At 70.8% G+C, this 16,429-nt stretch carries 9 protein-coding genes; 6 read left to right on the forward strand and 3 right to left on the reverse strand.

The features are described 5' to 3' along the window. Positions 1-48: 48 nt before the first annotated feature. The 6 genes from lysA to ACTHJF_RS15500 all read left to right on the forward strand — a co-directional run bounded on the left by lysA (position 49) and on the right by ACTHJF_RS15500 (position 7,241). Positions 49-1,353 (forward strand): diaminopimelate decarboxylase, encoded by a 1,305-nt coding sequence (gene lysA, locus ACTHJF_RS15475; protein ID WP_440267896.1) that lies wholly within the window; start codon positions 49-51, stop codon positions 1,351-1,353. A 17-nt stretch (positions 1,354-1,370) separates the two neighbouring features. Further along, complete coding sequence (locus ACTHJF_RS15480) at positions 1,371-2,570, forward strand: dipeptidase (RefSeq protein ID WP_440267897.1); 1,200 nt, start codon at positions 1,371-1,373, stop codon at positions 2,568-2,570. Positions 2,571-2,703: 133 nt separating this feature from the next. After that, positions 2,704-4,260 carry a serine hydrolase gene (locus ACTHJF_RS15485; RefSeq protein ID WP_440267898.1) on the forward strand — a complete coding sequence of 519 codons (1,557 nt, stop codon included), beginning with the start codon at positions 2,704-2,706 and terminating at the stop codon, positions 4,258-4,260. Positions 4,261-4,517: 257 nt separating this feature from the next. Then, positions 4,518-5,216 carry a M15 family metallopeptidase gene (locus ACTHJF_RS15490; RefSeq protein ID WP_440267899.1) on the forward strand — a complete coding sequence of 233 codons (699 nt, stop codon included), beginning with the start codon at positions 4,518-4,520 and terminating at the stop codon, positions 5,214-5,216. 115 nt (positions 5,217-5,331) lie between these two features. Beyond that, positions 5,332-6,387 (forward strand): serine hydrolase domain-containing protein, encoded by a 1,056-nt coding sequence (locus ACTHJF_RS15495; RefSeq protein WP_440267900.1) that lies wholly within the window; start codon positions 5,332-5,334, stop codon positions 6,385-6,387. 47 nt (positions 6,388-6,434) lie between these two features. Next, positions 6,435-7,241, forward strand: a complete 807-nt coding sequence (locus tag ACTHJF_RS15500; RefSeq protein WP_440267901.1) for an N-acetylmuramoyl-L-alanine amidase — start codon at positions 6,435-6,437, stop codon at positions 7,239-7,241. Positions 7,242-7,552: 311 nt separating this feature from the next. Here ACTHJF_RS15500 and recD read toward each other — a convergent pair whose 3' ends face one another. The 3 genes from recD to recC are packed head-to-tail and all read right to left on the reverse strand — an operon-like array spanning position 7,553 to position 16,370. Then, entirely contained in the window at positions 7,553-9,352 is a 1,800-nt protein-coding gene (gene recD, locus ACTHJF_RS15505; RefSeq protein ID WP_440267902.1) for an exodeoxyribonuclease V subunit alpha, read from the reverse strand. Continuing rightward, positions 9,349-12,915 carry a UvrD-helicase domain-containing protein gene (locus ACTHJF_RS15510; protein ID WP_440267903.1) on the reverse strand — a complete coding sequence of 1,189 codons (3,567 nt, stop codon included), beginning with the start codon at positions 12,913-12,915 and terminating at the stop codon, positions 9,349-9,351. The genes recD and ACTHJF_RS15510 overlap by 4 nt, the downstream gene beginning before the upstream one ends. Further along, complete coding sequence (gene recC, locus ACTHJF_RS15515) at positions 12,912-16,370, reverse strand: exodeoxyribonuclease V subunit gamma (RefSeq protein WP_440267904.1); 3,459 nt, start codon at positions 16,368-16,370, stop codon at positions 12,912-12,914. The genes ACTHJF_RS15510 and recC overlap by 4 nt, the downstream gene beginning before the upstream one ends. Between the last annotated feature and the right edge of the window lie 59 nt (positions 16,371-16,429).

A 16,429-nucleotide genomic window follows, 5' to 3' on the forward strand; every position in this document is an offset into this window, starting at 1 on the left:
GGCCGTTTTTTTCCCAGCACCCCATAGCCCGCAAACACGGATGGCCGCTTGCTGACACCCGCTACCGATCACCCTCACGCGCCCACCCAGACGCCCGCCAGGGAAGACACCGCCGGGCTGTTCGACGGCGTGGAGCTCGCTGCTCTCGCCGCCCAGATGGGCACGCCGCTGCATGCCTACTCGGCCAGCGCAATCCGCGGCCGCATCGATGAACTGCTCAGCGCGCTGGACGGCCTCGACGCCCTGGTCTGCTACGCGGCGAAGGCGAACAGCAATGTGGCGATCCTGCAGCTGATGGCCGAACGCGGATTGGGCGCCGACATCGTCTCCGCCGGCGAGCTATGGCGCAGTCTGCAGGCGGGCATCCGGCCAGAGCGCATCGTGTTCTCCGGTGTCGGCAAGACCGCTGCCGAGATGACCGAAGCACTGGAAGCCGGCATCGGCCGCTTCAACCTCGAATCGCGCGACGAGCTGGAGACGCTGGAACAGGTCGCCGCGTCGATGGACGTGGTGGCCCGCGCCGCCGTGCGTATCAACCCCGACGTGGATGCACGCACCCACGCCAAGATTTCCACTGGGCGCGCCGAAAACAAGTTCGGCGTGAGCCTGGATGAAGCGCGCCGCTGGTTCGACGACGCGGCGCAGTTTCCGCACGTGCAGCTGGACGGCCTGCATGCGCACATCGGCTCGCAAATGCTCGAGCTGGCGCCGATCCGCGAAGCCCTGCAGCGCGTGGCCGCGTTCTGGCGCGAGCTGCGCGACGCCGGCCACGCCATCGCCAGCATCGACGTTGGCGGTGGCCTGGGCGTGTGTTATCGCCCCGGCGTCGATCGGCCGCCGACCGCTGCCCAGTACGTAGGCGTGATGCGCGAGGCGCTGGCGGACTTCGACGGCCGGCTGTTGCTGGAACCCGGCCGCTGGCTGGTGGCCGAGGCCGGCGTGCTGCTGACCCGGGTGGTGCGCATCAAGCCGGGCGCGCAGCGACAGTTCCTGGTGCTGGACGCGGCGATGAACGACCTGCTCCGCCCCAGCCTCTACGACGCCTGGCACGAGATCGCGCCGGCGGAGCCCAACGCGCTTCCCGCCGAGGCCTACGATGTGGTCGGCCCGGTCTGCGAGACCGGCGACACCTTCGCCCGCGAACGCCCTCTGCCGCGCTGCGCGCCGGGCGACCTGCTGATGATCCGCGGCACCGGGGCCTATGCTGCCTCCATGGCCTCCACCTACAACTCCCGCCCGCTGGCCGCCGAAGTGCTGCTGGATACCGGCCGCTACGCCGAGGTGCGCCGCCGGCAGAGCTTCAGCGAGATGATCGCCGGCGAGCAGTCCGCCCGGCACTGGCGCACCACCTGAGCACGAGGACCCGAGCGATGATCCGACCCCTGGCCTGCCTGATCGCCTTCGCTCTTGCCGGCACCGCGCTGGCCCAGAACGACCCGCCGATCACCCTCGACACTCACGTCGATATCCCCTTCACCTACATGCACGAGTCGCGCTTCGACGTCGGCAAGGACACGCCGCTGCTGGTCGACCTGGGCAAGATGGAGCGCGGCGGGCTCAACGCCGCGTTCTTCGTGATCTGGGTGCCACAGCACAAACTGGACGCCGCCGGCTACGCGAAAGCCGTGCAGCAGGCCGAGGAGAAATACGACGCTATCGGCGACATGCTGATGACCTACCCCGACCGCATCCGCCCGGCCACCACGCCCGCGCAGGCGCTGGCCAATCGAAAGACCGGCCTGCTGTCGGCGATGATCGGCGTCGAGAACGCCTACTCGCTCGGCCATGACCTCAAGCGACTCGATGCCGCCTACGACCGCGGCGCGCGCTACGTCGGCCTGGTCCACGTCGGCAACAACGACCTGTGCACCAGCTCACTGCCCGATACCGAACACGGCGAGAGCGCGATGAACAGCCCGGGCGACCGCGGCATGAGCGACTTCGGTCGCGCGGTGGTCAAACGCGCCAACGCGCTCGGCATCATGGTCGACATCTCGCACGCGTCGGACCGCTGCGTGCGCGACGCGCTCGCGGTATCCACCGCGCCGATCATCGCCTCGCACTCGGGTGCGCGCGCCGTGCTCGACCACCCGCGCAACCTGCCCGACGACCTGCTGCGCGCCATCGCCGCCAAGGGCGGCGTGGTCCAGGCGGTGGCGTACAAGGAATTCCTGAAGAAGGACCCGGGCCGCGAAGCGGCCGAGAAGAAACTGCAGGCGCAGGTCGCCCACGACGCCGGCGACAAGGAGTACGACTCGGACAAGCACGACTACCTGCCGGCGATGGCCAAGGGCATGGCCGAGATCGAGAAGAAATACCCGCTGCCCACGGTGGACGACTACGTGAAGCAGATCCGCCACATGGTGGACGTGGCCGGCATCGATCACGTCGGCATCGCCTCGGACTTCGACGGCGGCGGCGGCATCACCGGCTGGGCCGATGCCAGCCAGACCCGCAACGTCACCGCCGCGCTGCGGCGCGCCGGCTTCAGCGATGGGGACATCGCGAAGATCTGGGGCAGGAATCTGCTGCGGGTGTGGGGCGAGGTGGAACGTGATGCGGGGCGGTAAGGTGATGGTGAATCAAGAGCGCCCCCTCACCCCAACCCTCTCCCCCGACGGCTTCGCCGCCAAGGGAGAGGGAGCAAGAGCGGGGCGCGCTCTAGCTCCCTCTCCCCCTGCATCGCAGGGGGAGAGGGTTGGGGTGAGGGGGCGCATTTGCTTCGCCCTGGCTCTCACCCTGGCCACATTCACCGCCACAGCCACACCTCACCAAGAGCCAAACCCAACCTACGACCACATCCTCGACAGCGTCGTCACTCGCTACCACCTCCCCGGCATCGCCGTCGGCGTCATCGAACACGGCAAGGTCGTCTACACCGCCACCCGTGGCGAAACCATCGCCGGCTCCGGCCACAAGATCGACGCCCACACGCTGTTCAAGATCGCCTCCAACAGCAAGGCGATGACCACCGCCCTGCTCGGCCGCCTGGTCGACCAGGGCAAGCTGCGCTGGGACGACCCGGTGACGAAGTACTTGGCCGACTTCGCCATGCACGATCCGTGGGTGACGAAGAACATGCGCGTGGCCGACCTGCTCACCCACTCCAGCGGCCTGCCCGAGGGCGGCGGCGACCTGATGCTGTGGCCCGAGCCGAACGCCTACACGCGGCAGGACATCATCCACGGCCTGCGCTACATCCAGCCCGGCTACAGCTTTCGCTCGAAGTACCAGTACGACAACCTGCTTTATGTGGTGGCCGGCGAAGTCGCCGCCGCGGCGGGCGGCGCGCCGTACGAGACGCTGATGCACCGCGAGGTGTTCCAGCCGCTCGGCCTTACCCGCTGCCAGGTCGGCGCGTGGAAGCGCGATGCGGTGGGCGACGTGGCGCAGCCGCATCGCCAGGTCGAGGGCCGCAACGAGCCGATCCGCGAGGACGGCGCGACGATTCCGGCGATCACCTCGGCACCGGCCGGCGGCATCCGCTGCGACCTCACCGACATGTTGACCTGGGCGAAGAACTGGTTGGCGCCCACGCCAGCGCAGCTCACCTGGCTGTCCGAAGAGCAGCGCCGCGTGCTGCAGTCGCCGCACATGCTGATCCCCGTATCGAAGCAGCGTCGGGAGTGGGATCACAGCCACGTGATGGCCTACGGCTACGGCTGGCGTATGGCCGATGTCGATGGCCACTGGACCGTGTGGCACACCGGCACGCTGTCGGGCATGTACTCGGAACTGATGCTGCTGCCGGACCAGCGCAGCGGCTTCGTGTTCCTGATCAACGGCGAAGCCGACGATGCGCGCACCGTGCTGGGCGAGCTGCTGCTCAAGCATTTCACCGCGCCGCACGACACCCGCGATGTCGCCTGGTACGCCAATGCGCTGGACCGCGCCGAGCAGGCCGACAGCCGCCGCACGCCCGCGCCGGACACGTCGCATGCCATGCCCGTATCGCCCAAGGAAGCGGCCGCGTGGAACGGTCGCTACAGCGATCCCTGGCTGGGTGAGATGACGCTGTGCACAGACGGTGACCGCGTGCGCTTCGCGGTGGCGAAATCGCCCAAGCTCGCCGGCGAGGTGCGTCGTCTGCACGATCGCCTGCTGGTGCACTGGGACGACGCCACGGTGTATCCCGACGCGTGGCTCGACGTGCACCCCGGCCGGCCGGTGACGCTGACGATGGCCAAGGCCGACGCTCTGGCCGACTTCAGCTCCGACTACGAGGACCTGCGCTTCACGCGCACCGGAGACTGCCCGTGACCCAACAGGTTCCTGCGCCCAACCCGTGCTTGCCGTTGTGCCCGGTCGCGCACAAGGTGCGCGCTTACACCCGCGCATCGACCTTGCTGGCAATCGCTGACCGGCCAGTTGCACCAGCGGCACCTATCCCGACCCACGTCAGCTCCGGCGACGGGGATCCGCATGTCACACGCAGCGGACACGCCGCTGTAGGAGCGCACCCTGTGCGCGATCCACGCTTGCCGCTACGCCCGATCGCGCACAGGATGCGCTCCTATATGATCGCGCTGGTTCTCATGGCGATCGCCATGCCGGCTTTCGCGGACGAGCCCGTCACGCTTTCCTCCGCAAGCACGGCCGCGGAAGCGCACCTGGTCGACATCCGCACGCTGGTGCCGGACATCCACGAAGACATCAAGTACGCCGGCCACGACAACTTCGTCGGGCGCCCGGTGGACGGCTACGCCGCGCCGAAGTGCCTGCTGCTGAAACCCGTCGCCGAGGCGCTGGCGCGCGTCGAGCACGACCTGCGCCGCGAGCACGCGCGTTTGCGGATCTGGGACTGCTATCGCCCCGCGCGCGCGGTGGCCGACTTCGTGCGCTGGGCGCACGACCTGTCCGACCAGACCACCAAGACCACGCACTACCCGAATCTCGACAAGTCGAAACTGCTCGGCGACTACATAGCCCCGGTCTCCGGCCACAGCCGCGGCGCCACCGCCGACCTGACCATGGAGCAGTGCGATGCGCACGAGCGCCACTGCAAACCGCTGGACATGGGCACGCCGTTCGACTGGTTCGGGCTGCGCGCCAACACCGACAACCCCGGTGTCACTACCGAGCAACGTGCGAACCGCCAGCGCCTGCTGCGCGCCATGGCGCGCGAAGGCTTCAAGAACTATCCGATGGAGTGGTGGCACTACACCCTCCAGCCCGAGCCCACGCCGCACACGATGTACGACGTGCCGATCCGCTAGGGATCACCCGTAGGAGCGCACCCTGTGCGCGACCGGGGCAACAGCGGTCGCCCACAGGGTGCGCTCCTACAAGAACCGCCGCGTTGATGCAGCGTACGAACAGGAAGCGCCAGTCATGTACCGATGGTTTGCCAACCTTGCGTTGATCGCCCTCGTTTCCGGCCCTGCCATGGCCCGCACCGCCACGAGCACGGTGGACGCACTGATGCAGCCCTACACCGGCGATGTCCCCGGCGCCTCGCTGCTGATCCTCAAGGACGGCAAGCCGGTGGTGCGCCGCGGCTTCGGCTACGCCGATCTCGAGCATCACGTGCCAGCCACGCCCGCCACCGACTACCGACTCGCCTCGGTGAGCAAGCAGTTCACCGCCGCAGCGATCCTGCTGCTGGCCGAGGACCACAAGCTGTCGCTGGACGACTCCATCCGCCACTGGCTGCCCACGCTGCCGGCCTTCACCGACCGCATCCAGCTGCGCCAGTTGCTCGACCACACCGGCGGCCTGCTTGATTACGAAGACCTGATCCCCCCCGCGCAGACCGAGCAGGTCAGCGACACCGACGTGCTGCGGCTGATCGCGCAGACCGATCACGGCTACTTCCCGCCGGGCTCGGCCTACCGCTACAGCAACACCGGCTACGTGCTGCTCGGGCTGGTGATCGAGAAGGCGTCGGGCATGACCCTGCCGGCCTTCCTGAAGGCGCGCATCTTCGCGCCACTGCACATGGACCACACCCTGCTCTACGAGCACCAGCGTGGCCCGGCCGTGCCGGACCGCGCCTACGGCTACAGCCGGATCGACGGCCACTGGCGGCGCACCGACCAGAGCGTCACCTCGGCGACCCGCGGCGACGGCGGCATCTACGCGTCGATCGACGACCTGGCCAAGTGGGACGCCGCGCTGTATGACGACCGCCTGCTCAGCGCCGCCTCGCGCCAGCTCGCCTTCAGCCCACACGTGAAGGTCACCGGCGAGCCGTACGAAGCGCAGTACGGTTTCGGCTGGCGCATCACCGGCGACACGCTGTGGCACTCCGGCGAGAGCATGGGCTTTCGCAACGTGATCGTGCGCTGGCCGAAGCGCCACCTCACCGTGATCCTGCTCAGCAACCGCAACGACCCCGAGCCGTACCAGACCGTGCTGAAGATCGCGCAGCCCTGGCTCGCGGATTGACCTTGCGCTTCACGCACTTCATGCACGTCCGAAGGAAAGCTGCTCCGATGTCCCGTTCGCTCCTGCCCCGCACGATCCGCCAGCTCGGCCTGCTCGCCGGCATCGCCCTGCTCGCCGCCTGCGCCCACGCGCCGCCACGCAATCCGCTGGCGACCTGGGTGCCCTCGCCCAACCACGACATCCGCCGGCCGGTGCTGGTCGTGGTGCACTTCACCAACGAGGACTCGGCGCAGCAGGCGCTGGACACCCTGCGCACGCGCAACAGCGGCGGGCCGGTCAGTGCGCACTACCTGATCGGCAAGGACGGCCACATCTACCAGTTGGTGAGTGACCAACTGCGCGCCTGGCACGCCGGCGGCGGGCGCTGGGGCACCATCACCGACCTCAACTCCGCTTCGATCGGCATCGAGCTGGACAACAACGGCCACGAGCCCTTCGGCCAGCCGCTGGTCGACAGCCTGCTGCGCCTGCTCGGCGACCTCACCACGCGGCTGCAAATCCCGCCCACGCAGATCATCGGCCACGAAGACCTCGCGCCCACGCGCAAGGACGACCCCGGCCCGTACTTCCCCTGGAGCACGCTGGCCCAGGCCGGCTTCGGCCTGTGGCCGCAGGGGCCGCTGTGCGATCCGCCCGCCGGCTTCGATCCGTGGATGGCGCTGGCCGTGGTCGGCTACCCGCTGGACGACCGCCCGGGCGCGGTGCGCTCGTTCCACCACCACTTCCGCGCGATGCAGGGCGAGACGCTGGATGCCGAGGATGCGCGCATCCTCTACAACCTGGCGCAGCGGATCGACGGCGGCGGCAATGCCTGTGTGCCCTCTGCGGCCAGAGAGACCGAAAGTAGCCCCTAGAAGCGTCCCTCACACCTTTCCGTTATTGCCGTGTTCGATGGCGATGGCAATGGCAATGGCAATGACTGTGCGCCTCACCCGGCCCGGGAAAACTGGACGCGGCCAACCGGAAGCACCGCCCACTTTGCCGTCATTCCCGCAAAAGCGGGAATCCACGGTGACCGCTGCATCAGAGCTAGATGGATTCCCGCTTTCGCGGGAATGACAGCTCTTGGGCTTCTGCGCAGATATAGAGCTTCATCGCGCCAGTGATATCCAGCGTCACGTGCGCACGCTGCTGCACGACCAGAGCAGCACGGCGCACCATGCGCTCAGCCCCCGTCGCCAGTCCGCGATAACCGCGGTGCCAACCCACCGGCGCGTTGCACCGGCCGATCCAGCGCCGCCGCGACCGCCTCGCCCGTACCCCACAGCTCGACCTGCCGCTTCGCCCGCGACAGCCCGGTGTAGAGCAGCTGGCGCGACAGCAGGCGGTGTTCGGGATCGGGGGGCAGCAACACGGCGGCGAGGTCGTACTCGGAGCCCTGGCTCTTGTGCACGGTGATGGCGAAGCCGCCCTCGTGCGGCGGCAGCGTGCCGGGGGCGAAGCTGCGCGCGCTGGCGCGGCCGTGTTCGTCCACCGTCTCGAACCACACGCGCAGCGAACCGTCCGGTTCGGCCAGGCACAGGCCGACGTCGCCGTTGTACAGCCGCGCGGCATAGTCGTTGCGGGTCACCAGCACGGCGCGGCCGGCGTACCAGTGGCGGTCCGGCGGCACGCCCCAGAGCTGCTTCAGGCGCTGCTCGATCCAGCCGTTGAGGGCGAGCGCGCCGAAGGCGTCCTCGCGCAGCGCCGACAGCAGCTGCCGCTGCGCCAGCGCGCGCAGCGCCTGCACGGCCGCTGCCGCGCGCGCCTCGATGTTGGCCTCGTCGCGGGGAAGCAGCGCGGGACGGATCGGCAGCGCGGCCAGTGCATCGCACCAGCCGGCCAGCGCACGGCGCAGCGCCGCGGCATCAGCCACGTCACGCCAGCGCGCGTCGTCGCGGGCGGCGGCCATCGCCTCGCGCAGCGCGCCTTCGTCGCCCCGTCGCACCGCCTGGTTGATCGGCACCAGCTGCCGCTCGGCGCGGAAGCTGTGTTCCAGCCGCACCAGATCCCCGCGCGGATCGGCCTCGAACGCGCTCACCAGATCCATCAGCACGGAACCAGCGGCGACCGAGGTGAGCTGATCGGCGTCGCCCACCAGCACCAGGGTGGCCTGCGGCCGCACCGCGTCGAGCAGCGCACGCAGCATCGCCAGGTCGACCATGGAGGCCTCGTCCACCACCACTACGTCGGCGGCCAGCGGATGCGCGGCGTCGCGAGTGAAGCAGTTGCGGCGCGGGTCGTAGCCGAGCAGGCGATGCAGGGTCAGCGCCTCGCTGTCGGGGATCGTCGCCAGCGCGGCGCTCCAGCTGTCGTCGAGCTGAGACGCCAGCGCCTGCTTGCCCTGCCGCAGCGACTGCACCAGCCGCTGTGCCGCCTTGCCGGTAGGCGCGGCGACCTGGATCGACAGTGTCGTGTCGGCGGCCTGTCGCTGCAGCGCCAGCAGCATGCGCAGCACGGTGGTGGTCTTGCCGGTGCCGGGGCCGCCGGTGAGCACGAACAGCCGGCGCCCGGCGACTGCCGCCACCGCCTCGCGCTGGCGCTGCACGGTGTCGGAGCGGTTACCGTGGAACAGGGTGTCGATCAGCGCCTCGTCGACCGGCGTGGGCGCGGCCGCCGCGCGCCGCGCGCGCACCGCGTCCGCCACCGCGACTTCGTGCGCGTGGTTGCGCCACAGGTAGAAACGCTCGTCCGCGTCGATCACATACGGCGTCGGCACGTGCCCGTCGCCGACCAGTGGCTCGGCGCGCAGCGCAGCCAGCGCTTCGGCATCCGGTCGCGGCATGCCGTGGCGACCCGGACCGTCGCCGGACAGCGGCAGCGCGGTGTCGCCCTCGCCATCGGCATAGCTGGCCCACGCCGCCATCTTCGCCAGCAGCGGCGAACCGCCGTGGCCGAGCGTCCAGCGCAGCACGGCGCGGTCGAGCGGGCGCCACGGTGCATCGGTCAATTCCAGCGGCGAGGGCACGAAGCGGTAGGCGCTCATGCGGCGACTCCTTCGAGGCGCCCGGCCAGTGCCGCGTCGGCGGCGTCGACCAGCCCATCGTCGAAACGGTGGCGCCAGATGCCAGCGTGTGGCGCCAGCCCCACCGCACGCACGAACAGGTAGATCGCCTCGCCCAGGTGCTGCTCGCGGCGATAGCCCGGCAGGCGCTGGCGTAGCATGCGGTCCACCGCCACGGTGTAGAGCAGCGCCTGGAAGCGGTACTGGTGGTCGTCCATTGCCACGCGCAGCGCGTCGGGCGTATAGCCGTCCAGACGGTCGCCGAGGTAGTTGCTCTTGTAGTCGAGCACGTGGAAGCGGCCATCGTGTTCGAGGATCAGGTCGATCTTGCCGGTCATCCGCCCGCGCAGCTGGTTGACCGCGGTAAACGGCACCAGCGCCGGCTCGCCGTGGCGCGCGCAGGCCTCGCGCAGCGCGGCGACGGTGGCGCCGTCGAGCTGGTAGTGGAACTCCATCTCGGCCAGCTGGCGCTGCGGCGGCACGTCGCCGAGGTGCAGGCCGGGCAGCAGCTCGGCTTCCAGGTTGGCCTGCAGCCGCTGCGCGATGCGCTCGATCAGCGCCGGGCGCTCGCGCTCGTCCAGCGGCACGCCGGCATCGCGCAGCTCGCGATCGATCAGGCCGAGCTGGCGGGTCATCGGTTCGCCGATGGTGCGGTGCTCGAACATCGCGTGCAGCGCGTTGCCGATATCGGCGCCGCGGATGGCCGCCAGCGCCTGCAGTTCCGGATGCGGCAGCGCCGGCTCGGCGGCGGGCAGCATGGCGTCGAGTGCCTCGGCGGCGGCATCGGCCGCCGGCGCCTCGTCACTGGCGGCGGCGTCTTCCAGCGCGCCCTCGTGGGCGCCACGGATCAGGTTGGAGAAGCTGTAGACGCGCGCGTCCGGGTGCGGCGGCGGTTCCTGGCGCGGTACGCGCTCGCCCTCCTCCACCACGTCCGGCGCGAGGCGTTCGCCGCGCCACGGCCAGCCATCGGTGGACCAGCCGAGCTGCGGCGCCGCCGTTGCCAGATCGAGACCGGCGGCCTGCGCGGCGAGCAGGCGCTCGGTCGCCACGTCCAGCGGCGCGCGCTCGGGATCAGTAGCCGGCTTGTCGCTGTTGGCCCGCGCCGGGCGATCCGGCGGCAGCACGTAGACATGGCAGGCGTACACGGCGCGGGTCAGCGCCACGTAGAGCACGCGGAAGCGCTCGTCCTGGCCTTCGTGGTCGTACTGCGCCTTGGCCGCCTTGCCGAAGCCGATCACGCGCCGGCCGCACAGCAGTTCGTCAATCACGGGCAGGGTGTCGTTGGCGTTGCGGGTGTGGCCCCACATCAGCGGCAGGAACACCAGGTTGAACTCCAGGCCTTTGCTCGCGTGCAGGGTCATCAGGCGCACGCGCTGCGCGTCGGACTCGATGCGCAGCTGCTGCTCGTCCGCCGCGTCGCCACCGGCAGCCTCGCCCTCGCGCTGACGGGCGAAGCAGGCCAGCAACTGCTCGCTGCCGTGCAGCTGATCGGCCTGCGCCTGCAGCAGTTCGCCAAGATGGCGCAGGTCGGTGAGCGCGCGCTCGCCGTCGTCACCCGCCAACAGCGCAGGCGCCGCATGCTCGATCAGTTCGCGCACCACCGCCAGCACGCCCTCGCGCTGCCAGCGCGCTCGCCACTGCTGGAACTGCTGCTCGTAGTCGAGCCAGGCTTCCGGCTGCTCGCGCAGCGCCCTCAGCGTGTGGAAGCCGAGTCCGTACAGCCGCGTCGCCAGCGCCGCGCGCACCGCGCCCTCGTCGCTGGCGTGGTCGATGCCGTAGAGCAGGATCTGCAGCTCGCGCGCCACGTCCAGCGCGAACACGCTGGAGCGGCCCGCGCCCACGCAGGGCACGCGCAGGCGCTGCAGCCGCGCGCGCAAGTCGGTGACGTCCTGGTTGCCGGGCAGCAGCACAGCGATGTCGCCCGGCTGCACCACGCGGTCGCCGATGCGATGGCGACCGGAGGCCAGCAGCTCGGCGATCTGCCGCGCGCAGGCATCCAGCGCCTCGCGCGAGCGCGCGGGCACGGAGGCGGGGTAGTCCGGCTTCCAGTGAAACTGCAGCGGTTGCGCCACGGGCGAGCCGTCCACGGTGTAAGGCGCGGCGTCGCGGCGGCCGCTGGCCTTGACCGGCTCGACGCGGATGCGGCCTTCCGGGTCCGCGCTCAACACCTCGCCAGCGGCTTCGTAGAACTGGTTCAGCGCCGCCACCAGCGGGCGTGAAGAGCGGTGATTGGTGTCCAGCCGCAGCACCTCATCGGCGCCGTCGGCGGCGCGCAGGTAGGTGTGGATGTCACCACCGCGGAAGCGGTAGATCGCCTGCTTGGGATCGCCGATCATCACCAGCCGCCCGCGCGGTACGCCCGCGGCGTCGCTGTAGATCGCACGCAGGATGTCGTACTGCTGGCCGTCGGTGTCCTGAAACTCGTCCACCAGCGCCACCGGCCACGCGGTGAACAACCGGTCGGCCAACGCGCGGTCCTCGCGTGCCAGCGCGTTGCCGACGCGCGCGATCAGTTCGTCGAAGCTGAGCTGGCCACGTGCGGCGAGGCGCTCCTCGCGCCAAGCCTGCACCTGCGCCAGCCAGCCTTGCCAGGCGCGCACCTCGTCGGCTTTGGCGGCGTATTCGAACAGGCGGCCGGCGCGGGCGGCGAAGGCGAGCAGATCACGCGTTCCCGGGGCGGCCAGTGCGGCGGGAGCGAGCTGCCCGCTCGCGGCAGCCTCTGCTGCGAGCAGGTTGGCGATGTCCGACGCCTTGGGCACATCGCCACGCTCGCGCAGCCACTTCGCCAGCGCCTGCAGCGAACCTTTCAGTGCGCGCTTCGAAGGCTGGAAGTTGGCCTTGTTCGCAATGAATGCGTCCAGTGCGTCCGCGTGCGAAGCGGGCAACTCGCGCTCCAGGCACGCGGCATCGGGCGCCCACAACGCCACGCCGGGCTGCAGGTAGGCCTTGAGCTGGCGACGCAGCGCGGCCAGCGACGCGGGCGCTTCCGGGACCGCGACCTCGCCTTGCTGCAGCCGTCGCCACAGGTCCGCCGACCACTCGTCCAGCAGCGCCTCGGACGACACCATCTCGCCCAGCTGGAAGCCTGCGCCGCTCTCGAAGGGGAAATCGCCGAGGATGCGCCGGCACAGGCTGTGGATGGTCCCCACGGGCGCCAGGTCCAGCTCGGCCTGGGCCAGGCGCAGGCGCAGGCGGTCGTGTTCGGCCTGGTTAGGATCGTCCTGCCAGCGCGCCTGCAGCCAGGCGAGGTCGGGGCCGCTTGCGGTGTCGGCGACACCAGCCTGCCAGTCCGCCGCAGCCATCTCGCCCCACACCAGCTTGGCGCGCAGACGTTCGCGCAGCTCCTGCGCGGCGGCGTCGGTGAACGTGGTGACCACCACGGCGCGCGGGCTCAAACCCTGCTCCAGCAGCAGGCGCAGGTAGAGCACGGCGATGGTCCAGGTCTTGCCCGTGCCGGCGCTGGCCTCGATCAGGGTGCGGCCGTCGCCCACCAGCTGCAGGCGGCTCCAGTCCAGCGCGGCGGCGCGTCCGGCGGTGCCGGTCATGCGCTCACCTCGCCCAGCGTGGCCGGGTCGATCAAATGCGCCAGGCGCAGCGCCAGCGCCTGCAGTTCGGCGTGCGGCGGCTGGCCGTCGGCAAAGTTCGCCTCGCCGGCGAGCAGGCGCGCGTAGCCGGGCGCGTAGTCGCGCTCGCCGGTATTGAACCCACCCTCCCAAGCCTGCCGCGCGGCGTCGGGCTTGTCGTCCAGCGCGGCCCAGCTGGTGCGCGGGAAGTACGGCAGCGGCTGGCGCTGCGCCTGCCGCCAGATCGCCAGCAGCGCGGCAACGCGGCCGGCCAGCGCCTCACGCATCGTGCGCGCCGTCTCCGGCGCCGCGACGCTCAGGGTCTCGTCCCATTCGTTGAACGGTCCGCCCACATCGGTCTGCTCGTCTGCGGTGAACACCGCCACCCGCACCGGCGTGGCGGTATCGGCGGCGAGGCGCAGCAACGCCCACTCCAGGAACAGCGGCACGCGCTGGGCGAACGTCAGTGACTCGGCCTTCTTGCCCGGCCAGGCCTCGAACAGCCACAGCGCGTCGTCGGTCACGAACACGCGCTCCAGCACCCCTTCCACCGCGTGTTCGCCCACCGTGAGCGCCAGCGCGTACGGCTGGCGCTGCGGCAGCGCGCCGGCGAACAGCGGATGCGCCTGCGCTGTGCGCAGCAGTGCGTTCACCGCCTCGCGTTCGGCCGTCCAGGCGGCCAGACCGAGTCGGCCACCGGGCAGCATGCCGCTCAACCGCAACCAGGCGGGCGGCGACTCTGAAAGCTCAAAGCGGCCTTCCCCCAGCGCCTCGAAGAACAGCCGTCGCCCCACCTGGTCCAGCGCGCTGAAGCCGGGCTGCAGCGGTTCGTCGGCCTGCAGGCGATCGTCCTCCAGCGCGTCGAGCCGGATATTGAGCTGGCGCGCCAGCAGCTGGCGCGCGGGATCGCGGAAGTAGGCCTGCACCTCGCGCAGCGCGATGGGTCCCGGCACCTCGCCGGCAACATCGTCGCCGCCGTCGAGGAACGATCCGGCCGGCGTGCCGCGCACCATGCCCGCACTGCTGCCATCGAAGGTGAACAGGCGCGGATCGCTGCCGTCGAAATAGCGCCGATCGAAGGGCTGCAGCGGATGCTTGATGCGCCACGGCCGGTGGATGACGCGCGGCGCGCCGGCGGCCGGCGGCTGGTCGTCCTCGTCGGCGTCGATACCGCGCAGGCCGGCCTGGTCGTCAAGGCACTGCAGCAGCTCGGCCAGCGGCGCGGCCGGATTGCGCGGCTTGCCATCGCGCACGCCCTCGCCGATGTAAGACAGGTGCAGCACCTCGCGCGCGGCCATCACCGTTTCCAGGAACAGGTAGCGGTCGTCGCTGCGCACGTCGCGGTCGCCGAGGCGGCGGTGGCGCTGCATCAGGTCGAGCCCGGCGTCGCCCGGGCCGCGCGGGAACTCGCCGTCGTTGAGGCCGAGCACGGCGACCACGCGGAACGGGATCGCGCGCTGCGGAACCATGCCGCAGAAGGTGACGCCGCCGAGCAGGAAGCGCTGGCGCTCGGGCGCGGCGGCGAGCCGTTCGCGCAGCACCTCGCGCACCACGGAAAATTCCAGCAGCGGATCGAGTCCGCAGTCGGCCGTCTCCAGCTTGGTCGCCTGGAGGAAGCGGCGCAGCAACGACAGCGCCTCCACCGCCTCGCGGTCGCGCGGATCGATGCGGAACAGCGTGTCGAGCAGGCGTTCCAGCCGCGTCGCCCAGGCCGAGGCGGTGCGCGGCTCGGACGCGTCGCGATGCAGCTCGGCCAGCGCCAGCAGCAGGCGGTCCAACGCACCGAGGATCGCCGCCTGCGGACCGTGCACGCCCTCCACCGGCCACAGCTCGCCGTCAGGCAGCGCCCAGCCGTGCTCGCCGGTGTCGGCGTCGCCCAGCACGTAGCCGGCAAGCAGGCGGTCCATGCCCCAGGCGAAGGTGTGCTCGTCGATGCCGGGCACGCCGAAGCCTTCGCGGAAAGCGCCGTCCAGCGCCCAGGCCACGCGGCCCTGGCGCAGCCAGCGCGCCAGCGTGTCGATATCGCCCTCGCCCAAACCCAATGCACGGGCCACTTCCGGCACCTGCATCAAATCGAGCAGTTCCGGCGAAGTGAGCCGCGATTCGGGCACCGCCAGCAGGCGACTGAACGCGTCGAGCAGCGGGTGCGTGCGCGCCACCGCCACGTCGGCCAAGTGGTAGGGCAGCGGTCCCTGGTGGCGGCCGGCCTCGCCGAACACCGCCGGCAGCAGCGGCACGTAGGCGGCGATGTCCGGCGCCATCACAACAATGTCCGAGGGCTTCAGGTCCGGCCGCGCGGCCAGCTCGGCGAGCAGGGCATCGCGCAGCACCTCCAGCTCGCGCAGGCGGGTGTGGCACAGGTGCACGCGCAGCGAGCGGTCGGCCAACGCCGCGCCGGTGCCGCCTCGCAGCGGATCGATCAGCGCCGGATCGAGCGCCCGCAGGCTCTCCTGCAGGCGCTGCAGCAGGCTCTCGTCCGAGGGCGGTGCCTCGTCCTGCCAGTGGCGCACGTCCATCGCCACCGCGTCGTCGAAGCGCTGCAGGTTCAGCATGAAGTGCTGGCCCATGCGCCCCCAGGCGGCGAGCAGCGGATGCCCCATCTGCAGGAAATGCTGCTCGGACGCCGCGCTGAAATCGGTGCGCGCGGCCAACTCGCGCAACTGCTCGCGCTCGCCGCGCAGGCCGGCCCAGAACTCGCGGCAGGGATCGGGCACGTACAGCACCACCGGGCGCAGCTGGCTCACCGCGCGCAGCAGTGCCAGCTCGGCCGGGGCCAGGTGGCTGATGCCGAACAGGTGCAGTGGCTCGTCGCCGGCGTGGCGGGCGGGATCGCGCGCCAGCTCGCGCACCAGCGCCTGCACCCGCTCGCCGCGGTGCGGCAGACCGATATCGGCGCGCAGCTGGCGCCACAGCGGCGCCATGAAGGTGGGTTCCGGCAGGTCGTCGCGGCCGTGCTCCCAGGCGTCGAGCCAGTCCGGCCGGTACACCAGATACTGCGTGTACAGCCGCGCCAGCCGGTCGGCCAGCTGGTAGCGACGGCGCGCCGCGTCGCCGCCAGCGAGGTAGCCCTGCACGCGGGCCTCGTCGATCGCCGGCAGGTGTTCGTGGATGCGCCAGCGCAGGCGGTCGCGCCGGTACGGCGTGAGCGCCACCGCGCCGCTGCCGAGCACGGTAAGCGCCAGCTCGTCGAGCCAGCTGCTGGGTAGCGAGATGCGCAGGTTGGCGACGATGCCGCCCGGGCCACGTTTGCGCGCCAGCGCGCCGGCCAGCCAGTGGCGCATGCCTGGGTGTGCGGCGATCACCGTCTGCGGCGCCAGCACGTGCGCCGGCGGCACGCTGTCGAGCAGCGTCAGCAGCGGATCGAGCAGGGCTTCGAGCCGGCTCGCGCGATAGATCACGAGGCCGCGGCTGAGGTCGTCCGTGGGGGCGATGTGCATCGTGGGGATGATAGCGGTGCGCGACGGGCGCACAGCACAACCGACCGGCATCGCAGGGA

It is taken from the genome of Dyella sp. (assembly GCF_051962475.1).
Lineage (GTDB): Bacteria > Pseudomonadota > Gammaproteobacteria > Xanthomonadales > Rhodanobacteraceae > Dyella_A.

Coding starts and splice junctions, on each gene's coding strand:
- ACTHJF_RS15480 (WP_440267897.1), top strand. CDS start 1,371: ATGATCCGACCCCTGGCCTGCCTGATCGCCTTCGCTCTTGCCGGCACC.
- ACTHJF_RS15490 (WP_440267899.1), top strand. CDS start 4,518: ATGATCGCGCTGGTTCTCATGGCGATCGCCATGCCGGCTTTCGCGGAC.
- ACTHJF_RS15495 (WP_440267900.1), top strand. CDS start 5,332: ATGTACCGATGGTTTGCCAACCTTGCGTTGATCGCCCTCGTTTCCGGC.
- ACTHJF_RS15500 (WP_440267901.1), top strand. CDS start 6,435: ATGTCCCGTTCGCTCCTGCCCCGCACGATCCGCCAGCTCGGCCTGCTC.
- recD (WP_440267902.1), bottom strand. CDS start 9,352: ATGAGCGCCTACCGCTTCGTGCCCTCGCCGCTGGAATTGACCGATGCA.
- ACTHJF_RS15510 (WP_440267903.1), bottom strand. CDS start 12,915: ATGACCGGCACCGCCGGACGCGCCGCCGCGCTGGACTGGAGCCGCCTG.
- recC (WP_440267904.1), bottom strand. CDS start 16,370: ATGCACATCGCCCCCACGGACGACCTCAGCCGCGGCCTCGTGATCTAT.